This is a genomic window from Novosphingobium sp. PY1 (genome assembly GCF_017312445.1).
Lineage (GTDB): Bacteria > Pseudomonadota > Alphaproteobacteria > Sphingomonadales > Sphingomonadaceae > Novosphingobium.
Window position 1 is genome coordinate 1 of sequence record NZ_BLTI01000018.1, and the last position, 22140, is coordinate 22140.

The following is a 22140-nucleotide window of genomic DNA, read 5'->3' on the forward strand; positions in this document are numbered from 1 at the left end:
AGAACCCTCGGGATTCCCAAGGCGATGAAAATCTGAATCTATGGGGCTGCGACTTTGGAGTTTGGCAGCATGGGTTCAGCGATCAGCTTGCGGGAAGATTTTGACGGGGCGGCGCTGCGCCGATTGTCGCGGACGACGAAGAGCGCGAACCAGGCGCGGCGCCTATTGGCCCTGGCCGAGATTTATGACGGCGGTAGCCGCAGTGCAGCCGCTCGGATCGGTGGAGTTGGCCTTCAGATTGTGCGGGACTGGGTGATCCGGTTCAATGCGCGCGGCCCCGATGGATTACTGGATGGCAAAGCGCCTGGTCCCCGATCCCGGCTGAACGATACGCAGCGCCAGGCCCTGGTCGATGTCGTCGAGAGCGGCCCGATCCCGGCCATTCACGGGGTGGTGCGTTGGCGGCTGATCGATCTGGCCCGGTGGCTCTACGACGAGTTTGCCGTCTCGCTCGACGAGACCACTATCAGCCGCGAGTTGAAGAAGTTGGGCTACGTCAAACTCACGGCGCGGCCTCGCCACCATGCCCAGAACGAACATGCCATGGAGGCCTTCAAAAAAGGGGCTTCGCTGCCGAGCTGGCAAAGGTCAAAGCCATCCTCCCCAAGGGTACGCCCATAGAGATCTGGTTCCAGGATGAGGCGCGTGTCGGCCAGAAGAACACAATTACGCGACGCTGGGCCAGGCGCGGAACGCGGCCATCGGCACCGAAGGATCAGCGGACGAAATCAGCCTATATCTTTGGTGCGATCTGCCCGGAACTGGGCAAGGGCGCCGGACTCGTCCTGCCCTTTTGCAACACCGATACCATGTCGCTGCATCTGGCCGAGATATCGCTCGCCGTCGCGCCGGGTGCCCACGCGGTCGTGCTGATGGACCAGGCCGGTTGGCACATGACCGACAAGCTCGATGTCCCCGACAACATCAGCATTGTCGCGCTCCCGGCCAAATGCCCCGAACTCAACCCGGTCGAGAACATCTGGCAGTTCATGCGCGACAACTGGCTCTCCAACCGCGTCTTCACATCCTACGAAAACATCATCGACCTCTGCTGTGAAGCCTGGAACAAGCTCGTCGATCAGCCATGGCGCATCATGACCATCGGACGTCGAAAATGGGCGCGTAGGTTCTGATCAATGCAGGTTGGTATTACACTCACCTGGCGGTGCAGGACAACGGCGGGACCGTCTTCAAGTTCTCGGTTGCCTTGATGAAGCACTAGTGGGTCCTGCATCGCGGGGGGCACTCTCCAGGAGAATGGGAAGCCAAGAGTCGAATAACCGGAATGTGATCGAACCTACAAGGTGAGGTCACGGATTGGAGAATGGCTCAATGCCGAAACGAGGACAGGGCGTCTGTCCTCGGCAAAGACAACTCGTCCGCAATGACGTCAGTGGACAAAGAAAACATCAACGAACCCACGAGGAAGCGCGCTTTTACAGGCGCAATCCACCTCTTGAGTTCTTTCATTGGAGAGCGGGCATGTCGGAGATTATCACGGTCGGGGTAGAGGACAAATTCAGCTGTGAGGATCGATGGCGTTCATCAGGGTCTGTGCAGAGTCTTGCCAACTGTATTGAGGCTTTTTCACGGTAATTGCGCCGTCTTGCACATCTTTCATCCAATTCTGTATGTGGTCGCAGAGCTGCTGAGTGTCGGCCTTCATAGGAAAATATCTAACACCTGCGCTCTCATGTGAGCGAAAGATGGCAAGATCGCGAGCCAGAACTGGTTTGTTGTGCCCCAACATTTCAATCAAGGGCAATCCGAAACCTTCGCCATACGAGGCAATTATCCCACCAGAGCACAACTCGTAGAGGTTGTAGAGCTCGGCATCCGCGACATCGTCGAACCAGAAGAGACGATGATCTCTCTCGGGATTATTGACAATGGCTTCCTTAAGTTCGGCGACTTCCCAGCCCATTCGACCAACTAGGACGAGCTTCTCTTGGGCGCCATTGCGCCAAAGCTGGTTGAAGGCTGCCACAATATCGAAATGTCCCTTTCGGGGCTCGAGCGTGCCTACCATCAGAAAGAACGGTTGATTGAGATCGAAGCGGGTAGGCAGGGCTTCGTGTTCGCGGGCAGGGAGCAAGGCCTCAGCGATATTGTGCCCCATGGGCAGGACAGCGCAATCATACCCCGAAGAGAGCCCGAAGACTTTAGTCAAGTTCTTTCGTAGATCCAATTCCGTTTGTTGCGAATTACATAAAAAGCCATCAGCGATACCGGCCAAAATTCCTAGCCAAGCCTTATAGCGGATAACTGTGTTTCGCGAAAACCACTCGGGCTTTTCGAGAGGAAGAAGGTCGTGAACGAGAAACCACAGCGCTCCGCCATTACGCCGGAAAGAAGCTAGTTGCTTGCGATGCCTGCGCACGGTGTCGAGGGAATAGTCGAGCCCAAGGAATATATCGCCGGGCTTACCTTGAATAGGTTCAAAATTCTCAGCCTGCTTCTGATCTGGCCAAGCAATCTCGTGGTAGCAATGTCGACGCGTTGCAGCAACGAAGCGAATTTCCCATGCCGATCCGGCTGTTTTGATTAAGGCAAGAGCGAGAGCACGCACGACCCGTTGGATGCCCGTGCCCGCATCATGCTTGCTGATAACGGCAACGTCGATAAACAGTTGGCGCCGACTATGGTCCGCGGCTGTTGACGGTTGTTGTATGCCCATGCCCTGCGGGCGTGTCGTGCTACGCTGAAACTGTACCCGCAGTTTGCGCAAGGCGCGATTGCTTAGGGTTTGTTCGCAGCGATAAGGAAGGAGGTCAAGGAAGGGCTGTAAGAAGGCCATGGATCGAATTTCCGGGAAAGGCGTGTCGACAGCAGGCTAGATCGATACGCCTTTCCTGCCCTTAGTTGCCGGTGTTCTGCACAGTTTGCACGGCCGCAGTCACGGTCATCAATGGAGTGAAGAGCTGGCTGATGATTTGGAATAGCTTGCTGGGCTGGTTTGCTTCTGCGTTGCCGAAATAGAGGACATCGCCATCCTGCATCGTGAAGCGTTGTGCGAGAAAATATGAGCCGGCTTTCATCATATTAATATGATAGACCGTCGGGGTATCTTCGCTTTCGGAGTTATGAACATAGCGGAAAACGAAAACTGCCTTTGGATCTCCGATATTGTAGTTGACCCCGCCAGCATTCGCGATCGCTTGAGCTAGGTTGATCGAGGCCTGCGAGAAGGGCAGTTGCTCAACCTTGCCGCCTGCGCCCAGCACGGAATAGGCGCGAGGCTCGTTGATGAGCATCAGTCTGTCCCCTGGGTAGGCGCGGACATCGCGCGAAGGATCCGCGATAAGATCATCCAGGCGGATCACCGAGCTCTTGGCATGGCGTTGTACGCGCAGGGCCAGATCGTGGGCATTGCCACGGTAACCGCCCGCCAGCGCGATCGCATCGGAGAGCGTTTCGCGATTAGTTTTAAGCACCAAGCGGCCGGGCCGAGTAACTTCCCCGCTTATTATGATCGAATTGGTGATGGCCTCCTGCAGAGTTACCGTGACCTCTGGACGCTGCGATAGCCCGCGTAGAGACTGGCGGATCATTGTCTCCACTTCGGACAGGGTGTGGCCGATAACGTGCAATTTTCCGGCGTAAGGGATAAAGATATCACCATCGTCGTTGATCCGACTTGGCGGCAGGTTCTGCACACGCACGCCGGTATCGGCCGAAAAGGCACTAGCTTGGGCGCTAGCTACACTGGCGCCGCTCGAACCGGCAAACAATGTGACTCCTGCCTCGTAGATGCTGATGTTCAACACGTCACCCGGTCCAAGCATATCGGTGGGAGGCGGTGTAAGATTGGACAAGAATTGGGATGTTACCACAGGCGCTGCGGGTAGGTCACCAATCGAGGAGATGTGCACCAGCTTGATGGGCAGATCACTCTCAGCCATCACGGACTTCTCAATTTGCTTTCGAGTAGGGCCGCTTGTAGGCAGGGTAGCACAACCTGCAAGGCTTGCAAGCAGGGCGACGGAAACAAGCTTCTTAACCTGCATCAGAGGATGGACCAACTTTCAGTTTTCAACGTTTGCCTGCCTTTAAATCGGGATTAGGCGCTGAACAATAGCAAGGCAGACCTAGGAGTGCCGGTTTTCTGGAAAGATCATTTTGCGCTTCATTAGGCGATGGAGCGGTATACAAGGATCGAGGTGAAGGAAAAGCCGGTTTATAAGTCGACGCCTTCCACATGTGACGACAGCTCTTGTTCGTAAATCGGAGTTTTCCCTGAAAATCGTGGCGCTTTCACACGTCAGAGCAGGCTGTAGATTTCGACAGCCTCATTTACATTCTCATAGCTTGTCGCTTGTCCTTTGTCGATGATGACGGCCCGATTGCAATATTCACGCACAATGTCGGTGCTGTGGGAGGCTAGGATCATCGAGCGATCAGCGCGCTTCTCGAAGAGTTCGAAATGGCACTTGCGCTGGAAGTTCTGGTCTCCCACCAGAATGATCTCGTCGATCAGGTAACAATCGAACTCGATCGCGAGGGACAGCGCAAAAGCCAAACGCGCGCGCATGCCGGAGGAATATGTCTTGACAGGCATTCTCAGCTGACGCCCGAGCTCCGTGAAATCTTCGACGAAAGCACGCATTTCTTTATAATCGCGATTGTAGATGCGCGCGATAAAGCGGGCGTTGTCGTAACCGGTAAGGCTTCCTTGGAAACCGCCGGCAAAGCCCAGGGGCCAGGACAAGGACATGTGACGGTAGATTTTGCCCGAAGTCGGCATTTCCACCCCCCCAAGCAGCTTAATAAGCGTGCTTTTGCCGGCACCATTGCGACCCAGCAGGGCAACGCGATCGCCGCGTTCCACGACTAAGTTTACGTCCTGCAGGACACGCTTGCTCCCGCCCCCTAGTTTGTAGGTCTTGTAGACGTTGCTGCAGACAATCATTCGACGGCTATGATTTTGCGAATATGCCGGCAAAGGGCAAGTCCGATAACGGACAAGACGACCGAACTTACGATAGGGTTCCAGATGTTATAATAGGCGGTGACTTGGTTGCCGAACACGCCTTTGCGCATCATTTCCATCGCATTAACAAAAGGAGACCAGAGGATATATTCACGGACTCGGGGCGTCAGCCAGGATGCCATCGTGAAAAGGCCCGAGAATGGTAACATGATGTACGTAGTAACAGGGATGAATTTCTCCATGATTTCAGACATTTCTGAAAGAGGCGCAATTATCAGGCATAGCGAGAGCGTAAAAAGAGCATAGCACATCCACCCCCCGATCAGCAGCCCAATGTCCGACGGAACAGGAAACTCCCCGAACATTATAAGCACGGTGGCGATGAAAAAGTATGCCATCATCGTTCCCAACAGTTCGATGATGAAACGAACCAATACGAAGTCTAGGATCTTGATCTGGCGATGGTACATCAAGCTGCTGTTGGCAACGAACAGGGCAACGCACCGCGATACCCCGTGGCGGAACAGTACAACGGGTATGTAACCGGTGACGGTGAAGGCGACGATTCCAACTCCGTGCTCTGCAGAGCCTTTAGTCGCGCGCCACAAGATGGACACTAGGCCGGCAAAAAGCATAGGCTCCACCATGATCCACAGGAAGCCGATGTTCTCGCGCCCGTAGCGGGTATGCAGTTCACGGATCATCAACGCATGGATCACGCGTAGCTGTATACGCCACCCTTCATGAAATTTGCGAAGGCTCATGTATCACCTTAATCGTCTGGCGCGTGCTCGAGAATGCCGACGATTAGCATCCATCCGATAAAGTAGAGACAGATGGCTGCCCCTGCGACGGTAATGATGGACAGGATACGGTTAGGCAGAAGAGGCTTGTCGGGCACGTTGGGATTGACGACGCGCTCCAGGTAGAATTTCTGTTGCTGGGCTTCACTCCTAGCCTGAACTAGTCCCGCATTAGCGACATTGAGATTTTCGGTCGCGAATTCCTGCTCGGTGAGAAGATTCTCATATCCGCCCAATTTCGAAGCAATGCCAGATCCAGAACCCACCACTCTACCTTCCTGCGAAGCGATCTGTGCAGAAAGTGCTGCAATCCGGTTGCGCAAGGCCGGAATCGAGGGGTTGCCAGGTGCTAAGCGTTGCATTGTTTCCAACTGGGCTTGAAGCGCGGCGCGCTGCCCGATCATCGTGTTGGAGATTTCCAGCACGCCAGTTGCCTGCTTGGCTGGGTCGATCAGTTCGGCAGAGTTACGATATTGTGCAAGCGCAACGCGCGCATTTTTCACCCTGTCGAGAGCGAGATCTACCTGCTTCTGAGCCTCGATGACGCCTTGGCTCTCAACGCGTTGGTTGAGGCGATTGACCAGCGTCTCGCTCAAGTCCAGAAGGCTGCGATTGATCTGGTAGGCGTCCTGCGGCGTAAAGGCCTTGACCGTCAGAACCGCAGCGCCGGTCTCGGTGTCCAAACGCGCGTCCACCATATTTTGGTAATATTTGAACATATCTTCGAACGTTCCGCTCATGAACGGACGAGGGAAACGCGAGATGGGATCGGCCAATGGTGACGAGTACCGATCACGAATATGGGTATTTTGCTCCAGTTCTAGCAAAGCATTGCGCGAGTGGACGTAATCAAGAACTTCGTTAGTCTGCTCTTGCCCTCCGGATAGGCCGGTGGTTTGAATCAGATTCGCCAAAGAAGATACCCGAGATTGCTTCTGATTCGGGCTCTTAATGACAAATCGCGCTTCAGTAACATAGATGTCCGAAGCGATGAAACCATAGTAAATGACCGCAAGTAGTGTCGGTATGATCACGAAAAGCACAAGCCAAATGCGCTTTTTCAGCCATGCGACAAATGCAGATCGCTGACTCTGCACGGGGGCGTCAATTTGAAACAAATGTTCGACGTTCATAGAACTCTTCATAGAACCAAGTGCTCAAAGCCACCTGCTTGAACCAGACCGCTGCTAGGCCAACATGCCTCGGTACGCAAGGCTAAGCGATGGTTTAGACGATCGAGACCGAGAGCTTCGGGAAATTTTCGCTGTCCTTTTGTTGGTTGTCCCATCCGCCTAGCTGAGAGACCAGCACTGGAAGGCCTTCATGAACACGGCAGTGACTTTCTGACGTAGTCTTGCATCTAGCGCGCTGCAGATGTTGCCACCGGTCGCGAATGTGATCGTGCCGCTACTTGGAACGAGGATAGTTTCCCTATCCGCCCAGCCTCCGCGAAGCCATTTCACCACGCCCGATCCCGAAAGAAAGATTATGCGGTTGGGGGGGAGGTCCACACGCTCAGCCGTCACGGCGGAGCCCTCAACAGTGTCGACACCGAGGTTGTCGCCCAGGACCGCTTCGGCGGCATTCTCGGCTCTAGGCTTCCAGAGGATAGGGGTGGTAACCGTGCTGAGGTCGTTTCCAATGAATATGCCGACGTTGTTTGCGCTAGTCGTAACTTCTATACCCGTGGCCAGAGTTCCTGCCGAATTGTGATCGCAGTTGCCGATGGTGCTGTTGCGGACCGCGGTAGCCAAGGCGGTACCAGACACCACAAAGCCCGCACCATTGCCGTCACCATCACTGCATATCGTGCCCGCATCGAAGGTGATTTTTTGCCCGGCCTTTACTACGATTCCTGATTGGTCCTTGGCCATGTAAGTACGATGGCCAGTGAAATGCACGCCGAGAATATTGTGACTTTCTCCACTGTCTTGGATCAGGATGCTATCGCTATCGGCATTGCTGGCCCATGTGCCCGTAAAATTGAGGCCCCAGATCGCCGCGGTGCTGGTCTGGGTGTCGAGCACCAGATTGTGCTCGGCATCGGTATCCCCCAGAACTGTGTTGGAGAAATAGAGCCAAGTAACCATCTGGTGGGCGCCGGGGTATATCTTAGTCCCAATAGCGCAGCCGTACTGAGTATTATTGCGAATGAGTGTTCCGCCGCCGTCTGCGATTAGGGTACCGACGCCGAGCCGCTTTTGACAGACCAGCGAATTGCCTTCCACCCGCGTGTCGACCGTGTTCGCTCTCATAGATTCCCGACCGATGGCAATCCCCACAGCCTGTGGGTGGGCAGCCGGCACGATGGTGTTGTGGCGCAGCACGACGTCGGCGTTCTGGGTCGCCCCGCCGGGGCCCGTTCCCGAGACCGCGATGCTCGTGACCTGATTGTAGATGTGACTGTCGCTTACGATGACGGAACTGGCATGGCCGGAGATGCGGATCGCGCTGCCCGCTTCCATGGGACGATTTGCATCGATGCACAGGTTGTAGACTCTAGAGCCTGCGCCTTTCAGGATCAGTACATCCTGACGCGGATCGTTGCTACGCAGACCCGACGTACAGGACTGCTTGTAGATGCCCTGGCCTCCACCGGCGCCGACAAGGGTAATGGCGCCTTGGCTGACAAGAGGGGAATGGATCAGGTAAATGCCAGTCCCCAAGTTGAGCATGCCGCCTTGCCGCTTGTTGATCCAGTCCTGGAGACAGGCCGTGTCGTCGCGTTTTCCATCACCAGCGCATCCAGGCAGCACGATATTTTCCGCCACGGCAAGCGGGAATGAGGACGGTGTTTGAAGATTTTGAGCGCTAGCCGTGAGGGTGGCGCCGATCAGCAGCATCCATGTCATTGCAAAGCCATTCCGGATTGTCCCTTTCCGTCTCATCATCAATTAATGCGCGCGTTGCATTCCGGAGCCTGACCGGTTTGATTCGGGCGAGCATGCCTAGAGTTTTGCAAGCCGCATAGTCGTTTCCCTCAGCGTCGCCAGGTGGGATCTAGCCAATGGGAATAAGGAAGCGATGGTTGTAGAACCCGCATACCCAGCGCAATGTCGACATTCGACCACCCACGGTGAGAAGGCCAATGAGACGCGAAACTAACGAGTGATCTTGGCTCGCAAGGCGAGCGTCGGCGAGCAAACCAAACACACCCGTCGTTGGCTAACGCGCAACCCGGCCATCAGCTCCAAAGGACCAGGTTCGTTCCTTGGCGGGGCTGGCCGGCACGATACCCCTTTTAAGCGTCACGGCCTTTTTCAACTTCGAGGCGATGGGCACGCATTCCAAAGATTATAGCCTTTCCCAATGTCACGTCGTCGCCAGGGCACTCCCTAGCGGACCTCAGACTAGACTTTCTCCTTCGAGCAGACGCTCGCGCATCCAATTAGGGACGTCGTCCTCGGACTTGCCGATGGCACGAAAGCCGGCCATCAGCGCGTCCTTGAAGCCGGGCGTGTAGAGAAAATGCCCTTCCGCGATGAACAAGTCGCGATAGCGCTCGGGGTGCTTTTTCCACAGCAGAGCATCTTTGCAGAAGAACTTCGTGCGCTCAGCCAGCGATTCCCGCTCGAGCGAACGCGGCTGTGCAGGGTGAAAGACCACGACATCGTGCCCATATGGCACTTTACCCAGGTCTTGCAGCCGCCAACCGAAGTCGGTGTCCTCGCGAAAGTGAGGCTTATCGAACTGCAAGTCGAAACCACCGAGATGTTGAAAGGCCGAGGAACGAACCATTAGGTTTGCGGTCATGAAGCCGATGCCTTCAAAACCGACATTGGTCACCGGGCGCCAGTCGGGATCCCCCTCATGATCAGAGCGAATAAGGCCTTCAAGCCCTACCACGCCCTCGTCCTCGAAATACTTGCGCGCGTTGGCAAGCCAGTCCGCTTCTGGCAGGCAATCATCGTCGACAAAGGCGATGATCTCACCTTGCGCGAGGAGGGCGCCGTTGTTGCGCGCCCGCACTGCGCCTTTGATCGGGCTGTGGTAGTAGCACAGTGGGAAGCCCCAGTTTTCATCCACCCGGGACCAAGGCTGTTCCGACTGGTCAACGATCACGACCTCGAAATCGCGCTCGATCTGGCGGGACAGTGCGTCCACTAATTCGCCCAGCTGGGCGTGCCGCTCATAAGATGGAATGACGACGGAATACTTGGGTTTGGATTGTCCGGCCAAGGCTTCGCGAGAGGTCATGAAGTGACCGAGCAGGTCGGAAATACGCTCCCAGGAATAGTTCTCTTCAACGCACATCCGGGCTGCGCGTCCCATGGCCGCGCAGTTCTCGGGGGATCGGGCAAGTTCGGCGATCGCTGCGGCAAAAGCCTCAGCCCGTGCCGGGACGACATGCATGAAGGCTTCGCCATTCTCGATTCCGCGGGCGCCGATATCGGTGGTGACGATTGGCAGGCCTGCGGCCATGAAGTCGAACATCTTGATATTCGTACCCGACCCCGCCATCATCGGGTTCACTGCGAATTCCGCCGCTGCATACCACTTGTTGCGAGTGGCATCGTCCAACGTACCTGTGATGATAACGTTGCTGCGCGCAGGGCGCATCTGGGCGCCGACACCGCCGGCAATGATGAAGATCGTTTCCGGACTGGCTGCGGAAAGCACATCGTTGATGAAGTGAGCGGCATCCACATTGGGGCCGTAAGCACTACCGATGAAGATGCCGACAAAGGCCTTTTCAGGCAGCCCCAGTTCGAGGCGTGCGATTGTACGCTCAGCGGCTGTCGGCACCGCGCTCGCAAATGCCATGACCCCGTTGGGGACGACACGCATTTTCTCGGGCGAGAAACCGTAAAGTCGGTTGAAGCGCAGCAGGTCTTCGTGCGAGCAGGTCAGGATCCAGTTGGCACGCTTGCCGCATTCGAGCTCATCCAGGATCACGCCTTCCAGGACGTCGCGCTCGACTGGATGCTCATCACTGAGCAACTGGGCGCGGAGAAATCCTTCAACGTTGTGAGACTCGTATATGACCACTTGGTTGGGGCGTAGCTGGTCCTTGACCAGCGGATAAATCCATGGGTGCGAGAAGACTACGACATGAGCCTCCTCGGTTGCCTTGCGCGCGGCGGCAACGTAATCGGGAGATAGTTCGGCTTGGCGGCTGAAGGCCAGGTCGATTACGTTCTTGCCATTGGCCTTTTGGGCCAGATCGGCTGCCGCGCGGTGATGCGCTTCGGTCAGTGGGATGTTGGTTTCGAAGAGCGTGGGGCTCAACGCATGGGCGCGGTACTTTTCTCCCGGCCAGTCATAGGTGCCGACATAGTTAGCATAAGTCTGCTCGCCGAGACCATGGTAAAGTCCCAGCAGCCTAAGCCGCCCGCCACCGGTGGGAGGATCAATCGGCTGCATGTCGAGCACGGCGACCTTGACGGTTTCATTGCCCGGTTCGGGTATACCGTCCAACGCGGCACTCGCGAGTGCACAGGCGGTATCGGCCCAGGACATCCGGTTAACCTGCTCAAGTCCGTTCAGGCCCATTTCGCGAGCCTTTTGGCGATTGTCCCAGAACCATTCGAGGGCCTTAGAAATTTCCTGCGGGTTCGGATTGACGACCAATCCAGTCTCGTAGTTGCGCACGATCTGCGCAGGTTCGCCTGAGTCCGTGCAAGTCAACACTGGCCGCCCGCTGGCGAAAGCCTCAAGAGTGATGTAGCCGTAATCCTCGCGTTCCGGGACGAAGGGTATGGCGAGTGCGCGGGAATAGAGCTCGACCAGTTCCTCGTCGCTGACCCGACCGAGAAACTTGATGCGCCGATCGTTGCCGGCCAGAGCGTGCAAGTGTTCTTCGTGTTCTCCTTCGCCCACGATCACAAGTGACATTTCGCGGGATGAACACTTCATAGCCTGGATCAGGAGGTCAAAACGCTTCCAGGGATGGAGACGGCCGGCGAGAAGGAAGAATTCTCCTTCCCCGGCGCCTGGGTGGAATTTGTGGAAACCCAAAGGCGGGTGGAGAACTTGTGCGGAAAGACCCCGCCAACGGGTCAGACGGCGTGTAATTTCGTAGCCTTGTGCCATGCGCGCCTTGACCTGCAAGAGTGCCTCGAGGTCGGCCGCATGAATGCGGGCACGATCAGCAAAGTCCTGCTCGGATGCGTAGGGAAAGCGGCGTTCGAACATGTCGTCGAAGATGCGCACGGCGTGATTGAGGAACATCACATGGTTAGGATGCCGGACTGCATATGTGGGAACCTTGCTGGAAACCACGAAGTCAAAGTGGGAGACATCAGTTTCGGCAGCTAATTCGTAATTGCGGAGGATCTGGTCCACCGAGGGCTCGCTCGAAGATATCTCGACGAACTCGGGCATGCAGCCGATTTCCTCAAATCCGCGCTTAAGACCAGCGTAGAAACGCTCGGCTCCGCCATTTCCAGCGACTGGCGATCCTGCACAGATGATGCCTACCTTGAGGCCTTTGAAGCGGCCGACATCGCGGTGCGATGGTGTAATGATACCGGACATGTCTCAATTAATACCCAATTCCTGAAGTTCGGCACGGATAGCTTGGGCAATGCCGGCTACCTGGCGCAGTAACGAGGTATCGCCGAGCAACTTCTGAAGGGTTGGCTTCGACTTTTGGGGACAGGCATCCACGGGAGCGTAAGCCTGAGGCGCGACAGTTTCATGCACAGGACTCAATGGGGAAAAGGACAACGAAAGTGCGTTGGCGATATGCGCATTCTCAGCTGCGTGGATCGCACAGACAAGTTCAATCAGTTTCTCTCGGATTTCGTCGATGCGCGTGTGCGAGCGTTGGGCGGTGCGGCGCATCTCGGCTTCGATCATCATGATGCGAGCGGATTGCCAAGTGTGGCGTTGCGCTGCACGGCTACCGGGACGCAGCCGTCGCCAGAATTCTTGCCAGCGAATCGACGGCGAGCTTGCCTGAGTGACGAAACGCCAGCTCGAGGCCTGGATCGTCTGGCTGCGAATGGCCTCTTGCGAAAAAGCGAGGTCGCGCATTACCTTGTAGCGCCCTCGCTCACTCGTGCCTCGCAGCACGGTGAGGTAATGGTTCTGTCCGTCGCTGTCGATCTTTCTGCCAAGCAGCAGGGAATAAGCGTGGGACAGAAAATCTTGGTCGTCTCTTTCGAGCGAGAGGCTGTGTCGAATGCGATTGACCGATTCCTTTGACCGGGCAATATCGAGCAGCAAGTTGCGGCGGCATGTGGTGCGCCTGAGCTGTTCGACATAGTGATCTAGGCCGCTGGGATCAACAGGGCGGCCCAACAGCCAACGGAAGGCTGCATCGACAAAAATATCGTCCGTCCACAGTTGGGCGGAATCAAGATCGACGCTTGTCGAGGCGGGTCTCAGGGCGCTTTCGCCTTGGCGGACGAGCCAGTCGATGCAGTTGGAGCGCTCAGCACGGACGCCCGATTCCGATGAAGTATAGGCGAGGGCGTCGTGTTCTTCCACGAAGTCGCGCGCGAGTGTCACGGCCTGTGTATGGGCTTCCTGAAGCGCAGTAATGAAGCGCTGCTCGGAGGCGCTGCGGGCCTGGCTCAGTTCGACGAGAAGTTGTTCCTTGAAGGCGTCCGTGACGTTCTCGAGACGCCCCCGTTCACCGACCAGATACTCACGCAGTTCCGACACCGCGCCGGCGGTTTCCCCCGCCACGTGCTGCACATTGGACAGGCGCTCGTCTATATGGCCGATCGTCTTATCCTGAAGCGCTAGGCCTGCAGTCACGTCCGCTTCGATGCGAGCGGCCTCAAATTGCACGCTCTTCGCAACGGCAACCTGCAACGATGCTTCAAGAGCCTCCGCTTCCTCGGCTGTGAGGGCTGCCACTTCCTTGGCCATCTCGCTGCGCAACTTAGCAACTTCACCCGATATGCGCTCGTTTGTTGAGATGGCGCGTGATGCCTGATCCGCCAAGATCGTGAGGCGGGCGGTTAGATCGCTTTGTCCTTCGCGCACGACCCTGGCTTCGACCCGCGCGTCAACGATGGCATCGCGAACGTGGCGTAGCTCCACGGCCGTTTCCGCCTTGGCGATGGTTCCAGAGGCGACCTGCTGTTCGACGTTTGCCAGGCGCGCGACGAGATGATCGTGCCCGCTGCGGATAATGCCGGCCTCAACTCGCGCCTCGAGAATAACCTGACGGATCTGGCGCATTTCCGCAGCCGTTTCTGCCTTGGCGACGGTTCCAGAAGAAGCCAGCTGTTCGGCGTTGGCCAAGCGCAAGAGGAGTTGTCCCTGTTCGCTGCGCAGGCATTCTGCTTGAGCTTCGACATCTGTCAGGGTCTTGCGAACATCGTCCAGCTCGGACCTGCAGGAGGCGCGTTCCTCGAGCTCGGCGAATTCCTGCTCCAGCTGCTCCAGCTTGCTTTTGTAGGCTGCTATGACAGCTTCGAAATCGGAAGCTTGGTCGGCAAGGCGCGACTGAAATATCTGGCCCAAATTGCTGAGAAAGAGCGCATCTAGCTTTTCATCAGTGTCTAACGGCATCAGCAACTCGCACTCTGGATAGTATCTATGGTGCGAGAAAATTCTCGGCATCCGCACTTAAGCCCCATACGCAAGGCGTCTGTGGTTCTCCAGTCATTTGGCCTCGCTTTCCACAAATAATGACGCGGTGCAACATGAAGCTGAGGCAGCGCTCGTCTATGTTTCGCCCAGGCTCGTTGGGTCGCGCACTGTGGCTGCATTCGAACTCAATGACGCAAGGTCCCGGAACCTTCACCGGCACTTCCCAGAAAAACGTATGGGCCGATATCGCGGTTTCGGCCTGGAAGAGAACAGAGACCGGCTTACCCTGTACCCGCACGAGAAGTGCCGGGTACTGATCGCGAATACCTGCGAAGAACGAGACGGAGGCCTCGCAGGTGAGGTTCAGGTCGTCCGAGCCACTTAATGGCACGGTCATGGTGCAGGCCGTCTTACCAGCCCAAGCGCCTTGATCTTCCACGGGGTAAAAGCCGGAGAGATAGAGTTCCGGCATTGCAATTGAACTGTCCCATGTCCAGCTGCGATCGTGCGCAACCGGCTCGGGATCGATCTTAAGGTCGATCTGGTGGTGCGAAGCCTGTACAATGGCTTGCTTTCGGTCGTGCAAATCCGCTCCAGCAAGGTGTCCGGCGATCGCGTCCACTCGGTCCAGAGGGGCATCCGCCGCCGGAATGATCAGCTTTTGCATTGGCGGGAGTGGGGATGTCCCCTCGAGGCCGTCCAGAGATGAATCCTGCAACGTTCCCCGCACGTAGTCTGCGCCGAGATGGAAACTGTTCCTATAGTCCGGCTTGAGGGTCATGCCATTTCCGGTGCGCTCGAGAATGGTCTGCCAGAATAGCGGTTCGAACAAGCGATGATCCAGTTGCACATGGCGGGGATCGTCTAGTTCCGGGATTGCAAATTTGTCCAGAGGATTGGCCAGAAGGAAACTGCAATCGTGGCCGAAGAGCGTGGCCTCGACGCCAAGCGAGGAGGAGATGGTTGCAACCCGTCCTTCGAAGGTGCGCGACATGATGTGGGCATAGCTGTTGCCTGAAATTCCGATCAGGGTCTTGCCAAGTTCGCGGGTCAGGAACCGAATGTCTTCATGGCGCCATTGCGCCAACGGGTGTTTCAGAAAGGCGACCTCGGTGTGACCGTCCAGAAGCGCGGCAAGCGGTTCGTCGTAATCCTGGATGCGCATGAAACGCCCTTGGGCGATCAGTGATGAATCGACCGCGGTCTGACCGAACAGCATCGGAATGCCGTCGGGCAATTGCGCCTGGACGGGATGGAATTTTTCCAGACGAGCGCGAAAGCGCGCAACTTGGTGGGCAATCGAGTGGGGTTCGCAGGATATCGCGGCAAGGGAGGAGGCCAGATCCGCAGCGTTCGTATAGGCGCTGAAGGTGAAGTCTTTCAGGAAGCGGACCGGGTGCAGGTGCAGCGAGACATAGTCCAAGCCGCTAGCGGCGAATGCGCGCTTCATGAACGGAGGAATTTCGAAGCCAACGATGAGGTCGGACGCCGCCAGGGAATTGTATAAGTCGGCGAAGCAGTGGGGCTCGGGTCCCGTATCATAAATCGAGGCCCAGGTTTGCTCAGGGTTCTCGGCAAAGGCTGACAAAAGACCAGGATCGGCCAATTGGGAAGAAAACTCCTTACGATCGGAAGAGGGCATGACAATAGTCTGAGAGGCGCCATGCGCTACAAGGGCTGGGGCTAGCAGGCAGGCTATCCAGTTGACATTACCTTGCTGGATAACGGACACGCGCGATGCGTTCACGGCAATACGCGACCAGTCACCAACAATGCTTACTCGTTTACCCATGGTGCATATCAATCTTATTGATTTGACCGGCGAAGTCGATCTAATTTTCGCCAAGTTTTGTGCGCGAAAAACGGCAATCGCCGGCTTTGATGATGTAACCGCCCGCTGACGGCATCGATGCGCCAAGGTGGGTCTGGAGCGATCCATACAGAAGCCGTTATGAAAGTGCCTTACTTCAATGACGGAATGGAGCGGTGAGATAATCACCGTTGAGACAAGAGTGCATCCCCTCGTGGTGTCGCGAGCCTATGAAGGATTGCCGAACCTCCTCGGCAATGGAGATGCCCCCATGTCTTACGATTATCACATCGGCGTGGATTACCACAAAGCCTACACGCACCTGGTGGTGCAGGACGACCCGCGCTCGCTCGCCGGGTTTCTGGCGCCCTATCCGGAACGCAGCCATGATCGCGGTAGGGACCCCCCGCACAGATCCACGCATGCGGCTTTCCCGCACGTGGCTCCTACCTCGGGTGTTTGACGGCGAAGCGTTTCTCCGGCCACGGATGAAGGATGCTGGGCATGGGGAGCCAGTCCTCGACGATCTGCGAGATCCGGGCCCATGTTGTCTTGTCTTTCTCGCTGCACACTTGAGGGCAAGCCGCCAGAGGTTGACCACATGATACCGGAATGCCGAGATCGCCCTGCCATTGGTGGGCACTGCAAAGTAGGCGAAATGCCCTCTCACCACTTGCCTCAGCCATTCGCCCTGTTGGGGAATGGAGTGATGCCAGCGATGTCGCAGCGCCTCCTTCACTTCCTTGAGCTTGGCGCGCATGCGGTCCGCACGAGTCTTCCGTTGAAGCTGGAAGTGCCCCTTACGGGATTTGCCGCAGATGAGCGTAAATCCAAGGTAGGTAAAGGTTTCCGGTTTTCTGAGCCCGCGCTGCTTGCGTGAGGCCGCAGCATAGCGTCCAAACTCAATCAGGCGGGTCTTGTCCGGATGGAGCGACAGTTCGAACTCCTCAAGCCTAGCACGCATCGCATCAAGGAAGCGACGAGCGTCGTCATCCCGCTCGAAGCCGACCACAACGTCATCAGCATATCGCACGATGAGCATGTCGCCGGTGGCTTCGAGCTGTCGCCAACGCTGGACCCACAGGTCGAGCACGTAGTGCAGGTAAATGTTACCGAGCAACGGCGAGATCTCCGAACCCTGCCCAGTCCCCCTGTCATCCACAGTTACGACCCCGTCTTCGAGGATGCCCGCTCTCAGCCATTTCTGGATCAGGCGGATGATGCGTTTGTCGCCGATCCTGTGTTCCAGGAAGCGAACCAGCCATTTCTGGCTGACAGCCCCAAAGAAATTTTGGATATCGGCGTCAATAATCCAGTTCACCTTCCGCTTGTCGATCGCTATACACAGCGCGTCCAACGCATCATGCGGTCCTCGTCCGGGCCGGAACCCGTAGGAGAAGCCACAGAAGTCGCCTTCGTAGATGGCGTTGAGCACCATGACGGTCGCACCCTGGACGATCTTTTCCTCCAGAGCGGCAACCGCCAGCGGCCGCTGCTTTCCATCTGCCTTCGGTATATACGTCCGGCGCGATGGTTGCGGGCGGTACGCTCCCCGTTGGACCCGTTTGTGTAGACCGCGAACCGGAACTCGAGATCTTCCTCGTAGTCCTGCCACGTCATGCCATCCACTCCGGGGGCAGCCTTGCACCTGAGCGCATAAAATGCCGTCCGTAGTGCATCGGCCGCGATGTGCCGGAAGAGCGCGGTGAACTTCTCCTTCTTCCTTTGCCGTGCGGCTTTCCGGCGCGGACCGGCGCGGCTGACGCCGCCCGGCCAGACAGGAGATCTCCCGGGTTCCGACGCGATCCTTTCATACGTGATGTGGCCCTCGCCCCCGGCAGGGTGACGGGACCTCGCATAGCGGTGCCGCACATGTTGCCTTCGGCGCTTGGGAACGCCTCGACCCCGGCAGTTTCTTCACTTTCGTGGCTCACTTCCACACCCCATATGATTGCTGTGTACACTTCGCCGTGGTCGTCACCTTCCACGCCGCAACACTCGCTACCGGGCGGGTGCTACCCCTTGACCCGGGCCGGACTTTCACCGGCTCGATCGCGCCAGCTTCGCCCGGCGCACCCCAAGTTGAACACCTCGTTTTATAAAATTGTCTTGTATCAATGAGTTGATTCCGCGTCATTGCGCGTTACCACTACATCCTTTGGTGATGATGCAGCCGTCGCTCAGTCGGCAGGGTGCTCGTCGATGTTGTGCGGCAAGGCGATGCCTGCGGACTTGAAGACGTTGCCGACATCCCCGCTGACATGGGTGCGAGTGATAATGACCTTGCCGTCCTTCTCGATGGTGGCCTGCTGGAGGCGATCGAGATCGTTGAGGAGCGGCTGCCATTCGGGCTTGATGCCTTTCTCCTCACACATGCGCATGAGATGTTTCGCCAGGGTCAGGGCGATAAAGGAGCAAAATACGTGGCCGCGGATGGCAGCGTCGGACTGGTGGAAGATGGGCCGGGTATCGAAGCTGGCCTTGGCAACATGGAATCCCTCCGCCATCTGTGCAACAAAGCCATCTTACGGTCAGACTGACGTCACGATCCTGTCGCGCCGCTTCATACTGAGGACCTGCAAAGGTGGGAAAACCGCGAAAGAACTCAGCCACACAAAGTCGCATCCAAAACGGTTGATCTGAAAGCAATCTTGTCTGTAGATAACCTTAAACCATCTTGCAGGCGGCACTCGCAAATGCGACGGCAATGGAATGCGACAACGAGGTTGGTAATGCACGAAATCAATGGACTTATTAGTTTCAATCAAGCCAACAATGAGTTGTCTTTAGATGGCTTCTCTAGTATTGAGCACGAAGGTCGTTGGACGGCAGGTGATTTCGCAAAGATAATCATTCCTACAAGCTCGAAATGGCCTGATACGGTCGATATCAAAATTGACCTAAAGCCGTTCGTCAGACCTGATATTGGATGGCAGTCGCTTTCCGTAAAGGCTGCCAACGGACTTTCTCAAACTTTTCGCTTCACAGAGCATCTGGTTTCTCAAAGTATTATTGTGACAGCTCTTGTCCCTCAGGAGCGCGCTTCGGATAGCCTTGAGTTGGCAATAGAGATTGAACATCCAGGAAGGCCGTCTGATTATGACATGTGGCCTGATAATCGCTTACTAGGCGCCTTGTTTCAAACCATTCGTGTAAATGTATCTACTGAAAGTCAACAGCAGCGGTCGTCGAACCCCTACCAAGGACTGCCGGCCCATCAGTTCTGGCGCAAGGCAATTTCTGCGGTCGAGACTCACCGAGTGGACCCGGTAATCAGCACGCGCTTCAAAATATCACCGGAAGCGCGGGTAGGAACTGCGGGGAGTTGTTTCGCGCAACACATCTCGCGTCGAATTATGGGGGCTGGGTTCAACTATTATGTTACCGAGGATGGCGCTAGCTTTTCTGAAGAAGATCGAAAATCGAAGAATTTTGGCGTCTTTTCAGCGCGTTATGGAAATATCTACACCCCCGAACAACTTCTTCAATTACATCTGGAGGCCTTTGGTGAAAGGATTCCCGCCGAGCGTGCATGGCAACGTTCAGATGGCAGATTTGTAGATCCGTTCCGGCAGCAAATTCAGCCGGAAGGCTTTGACAGCGCCGCGGCCGTTTTAGAAGATCGCGAGATTCACCTCCGAGCAGTCAGAGACCTACTAACTAACGTCGATGTATTTGTATTCACACTTGGCTTAACCGAGGCTTGGCGTTCTAAAGAGGATGGCAGCGTATTCTCGGCGGCGCCCGGCGTGGTTGGCGGATCCTATAATAAAGAAAAATATGAATTCGTGAACTTTGGAGTTGATGAGACTTATGGCTCTTTGAGCAACTTTTTGCGCCGCTTTCATAAGCTTAATCCAACTGCGAAGGTACTGCTAACGGTCTCCCCCGTCCCACTCATTGCCACATATGAGCCTCGTTCCGTCTTAGTTTCGACAGTCTATAGCAAGTCGGTACTACGCGTCGCTGCAGACATGGCATTCCAAGAGTTCGATTGGGTGGATTATTTTCCATCCTACGAAATTATTACGGGTAGCTTCTCTGGCGGCCTTTACTATGAGAACGACTGGCGTGAAGTAAATTCAACTGGCGTTTCGCACGCAATGCGCTGTTTTATGAATAATTATATTGACTGTAAGAAGGTAATACGCGAAATTCCTCCAGAATTTCTTATAGCTGAGCCGAAAGATAGCATTATATGCGACGAGGAAATTATGGATCAGGCCAGGGCATGACGATGGATAACTGGCTAGTCATATCAAATTGTCAAACTTACGGCTTTGCAAACTGCCTACAAGCTCAAGTGAGTGATGCTTTGGTGAATGGAGTCGACGTCCTCCTATTTACCTCAGACCCTGAAACTTATGCTTCTAAAGTCCACGAAGCCGATATATTATTTATATCAGCTGAAATAAGAGAGGCGCTAATCCCCTTAGGAATGGCAGAAGATAAACCTTGGGTCGATTTGCCGATGTTTACATTTCGGGCATATCACCCTGACCTTACTTACATCAAGCATGGTGGCGACTTAGTTAGTGGGCCCACTAATCACTACCATTCCGCTATCGCCTTCGCTTGCTTCAAAGCCGGACTAAGCGAAAGCGACACTCTGCGCCACTTTAACAGGGATTTTTTCGATAGCTGTGGTTATTTCGGTATCTGGTCAGCGGAACGGGATAGGCTCGTATCGGAGGTTCTCAAAACGGGTGTAGATATTTCGGAGCCAATACGCCGCTGGGGTCGTGAGAGCGCCTTCATGTATAGCATCAATCATCCGAAGATTCGTGTACTATATGATATTTCGACAGAATTGATAAAGCTTCAGGGTAAGAAGCCAGTCTCAGGAGTTATGCCACACGACAACCTTACATCAGGTCCTCATTTTTCCGTTTATCCAGAAATTGCAGAAACTCTTGGTGTAACGGGTTCTTACGTCTTCAAGGATCACGAAAGCTATCGTCCGTTTAACTTGGAACATTTTATTTACGGTTCATTCGATGTGTACCGCAAGTATGACCCTGATGGCTTCGAACCTCATCAGCACGTAGATCATATCGCTTCAATTATTCGCGGCTAGGAGGCATAGGCGCGGGTGGGCGTAGCAAGAAGTGGCTGGGTTCGTCTGAACAGTCTTTGACCCGCCTTGACACCTCATTTCACAAACTCGATTGTAATCAATGCGATAAACGGGCGCGGAGATTCCTTAGCACCACAATTGGGCTTGTATGAGGTATCGGCTCAGGCGGCCTATTCGCGGATGTTGGAAGGAATTGCGATGCCGGCGGCCTAGAACACGTAGCCGACCATTCCGGCGGTGGGCGGAAGCACGGTGATGGCTTTGCCGCCTTTTTCAAGGGTGGCCTGCTGGAGGCGGTCGAGGTCGTTGAGGAGCGGCTTGCGCGGCTGAGCGGTCTCGGCGACCAGCTCGAGACATTTTCCCGCGCGGTAGATTTTGAACAGTTCCGTCCCGATTTGGAGAAGGCGCTGGCCTATGCGGACGGAGCAAAGCGTGGCCTCCCGCCGCTTGACCCTATTTTGATGTTCAAAGTTCTGGTGATACAGACGATCAATACACTGTCGGATGAACGCACCGATTATCCCATCAACGACCGACTGTCTTTCATGCGCTTCCTGGGACTGGGCCTCTCGGACCGGGTTCCCGACGCCAAGACGATCTGGCTGTTTAGGGAACGGTTGAGCAAGGCGGGAGCCATCAGCACTCTGTTCGCCCGATTTGACGCCATGCTGGGTGAGGCCGGTTATATTCCGATATCGGGGCAGATCATCGATGCATCTCTCGTGGCGGCTCCGCGTCAGCGCAATACCAATGCCGAAAAGGCGGACATCAAGGCTGGGCATATCCCCGAGCATTGGAAGGACAAGTCCGCGAAGCTGATACCAAAACCTGTGGAATCTGACTCACGGCGGGTTTCCGGTTCGATCGTGACATGATTCACCATGGCAAACTGTTGGAGGTTTGCGATGGCGGCGGCGATCAAGTTGCGGGAGGATTTCAGCGCAGGACAGGTTCGGGCTGCGGCGCGGAACAGCAAAGATGCGGCCCAGGTCCGCCGGTTGCTGGCGTTATACCAAGGAGCGCTGAGGCT

At 55.8% G+C, this 22140-nt stretch carries 14 protein-coding genes and 1 pseudogene; 4 read left to right on the plus strand and 11 right to left on the minus strand.

The window, feature by feature from the left end:
* Positions 1–69: 69 nt before the first annotated feature.
* Positions 70–1133 (plus strand): IS630 family transposase gene (locus J3474_RS21670; protein ID WP_207095597.1). Its coding sequence is split into 2 segments (ribosomal slippage): positions 70–561 and positions 564–1133, totalling 1062 coding nucleotides; the frame shifts between segments, so codons are not numbered across the junction.
* Between the two features lie 386 nt (positions 1134–1519).
* Here J3474_RS21670 and J3474_RS21675 read toward each other — a convergent pair.
* The 11 genes from J3474_RS21675 to J3474_RS21725 form a co-directional block, all read right to left on the minus strand.
* Complete coding sequence (locus J3474_RS21675; protein ID WP_207095598.1) at positions 1520–2797, minus strand: glycosyltransferase family 1 protein; 1278 nt, start codon at positions 2795–2797, stop codon at positions 1520–1522.
* A 61-nt stretch (positions 2798–2858) separates the two neighbouring features.
* Positions 2859–3902: a polysaccharide biosynthesis/export family protein gene (locus J3474_RS21680; RefSeq protein ID WP_308633007.1), complete on the minus strand. Its 1044-nt coding sequence runs from the start codon at positions 3900–3902 to the stop codon at positions 2859–2861.
* A gap of 359 nt (positions 3903–4261) precedes the next feature.
* Entirely contained in the window at positions 4262–4909 is a 648-nt protein-coding gene (locus tag J3474_RS21685; protein ID WP_207095600.1) for an ABC transporter ATP-binding protein, read from the minus strand.
* Entirely contained in the window at positions 4906–5694 is a 789-nt protein-coding gene (locus J3474_RS21690; protein ID WP_207095601.1) for an ABC transporter permease, read from the minus strand. The genes J3474_RS21685 and J3474_RS21690 overlap by 4 nt, the downstream gene beginning before the upstream one ends.
* Positions 5695–5702: 8 nt before the next feature.
* Entirely contained in the window at positions 5703–6866 is a 1164-nt protein-coding gene (locus J3474_RS21695; protein ID WP_207095602.1) for a Wzz/FepE/Etk N-terminal domain-containing protein, read from the minus strand.
* Between the two features lie 159 nt (positions 6867–7025).
* The gene (locus tag J3474_RS21700; RefSeq protein ID WP_207095603.1) at positions 7026–8576 is read right to left on the minus strand and encodes a glycosyl hydrolase family 28-related protein; all 1551 of its coding nucleotides are present in this window, start codon (positions 8574–8576) and stop codon (positions 7026–7028) included.
* A gap of 502 nt (positions 8577–9078) precedes the next feature.
* On the minus strand, positions 9079–12210 hold the full coding sequence (locus J3474_RS21705) for a glycosyltransferase (protein ID WP_207095604.1): 3132 nt from the start codon (positions 12208–12210) through the stop codon (positions 9079–9081).
* A gap of 3 nt (positions 12211–12213) precedes the next feature.
* Positions 12214–14202: a DUF4214 domain-containing protein gene (locus tag J3474_RS21710; protein WP_207095605.1), complete on the minus strand. Its 1989-nt coding sequence runs from the start codon at positions 14200–14202 to the stop codon at positions 12214–12216.
* Positions 14203–14227: 25 nt separating this feature from the next.
* The gene (locus tag J3474_RS21715) at positions 14228–16015 is read right to left on the minus strand and encodes a hypothetical protein (RefSeq protein WP_207095606.1); all 1788 of its coding nucleotides are present in this window, start codon (positions 16013–16015) and stop codon (positions 14228–14230) included.
* 175 nt (positions 16016–16190) lie between these two features.
* Complete coding sequence (ltrA, locus tag J3474_RS21720) at positions 16191–17681, minus strand: group II intron reverse transcriptase/maturase (protein ID WP_308633014.1); 1491 nt, start codon at positions 17679–17681, stop codon at positions 16191–16193.
* Positions 17682–18213: 532 nt separating this feature from the next.
* Positions 18214–18540 carry a hypothetical protein gene (locus J3474_RS21725; RefSeq protein WP_242528558.1) on the minus strand — a complete coding sequence of 109 codons (327 nt, stop codon included), beginning with the start codon at positions 18538–18540 and terminating at the stop codon, positions 18214–18216.
* Positions 18541–18765: 225 nt separating this feature from the next.
* Between J3474_RS21725 and J3474_RS21730 the strand changes: the two genes are divergently transcribed.
* The 3 genes and pseudogenes from J3474_RS21730 to J3474_RS21740 form a co-directional block, all read left to right on the plus strand.
* Positions 18766–20268 carry a GSCFA domain-containing protein gene (locus tag J3474_RS21730; RefSeq protein WP_242528559.1) on the plus strand — a complete coding sequence of 501 codons (1503 nt, stop codon included), beginning with the start codon at positions 18766–18768 and terminating at the stop codon, positions 20266–20268.
* Complete coding sequence (locus J3474_RS21735; RefSeq protein WP_207095608.1) at positions 20265–21110, plus strand: WcbI family polysaccharide biosynthesis putative acetyltransferase; 846 nt, start codon at positions 20265–20267, stop codon at positions 21108–21110. The genes J3474_RS21730 and J3474_RS21735 overlap by 4 nt, the downstream gene beginning before the upstream one ends.
* A 284-nt stretch (positions 21111–21394) precedes the next feature.
* Positions 21395–21937 (plus strand): annotated as a pseudogene (locus J3474_RS21740) (transposase); the annotation flags it as partial.
* Between the last annotated feature and the right edge of the window lie 203 nt (positions 21938–22140).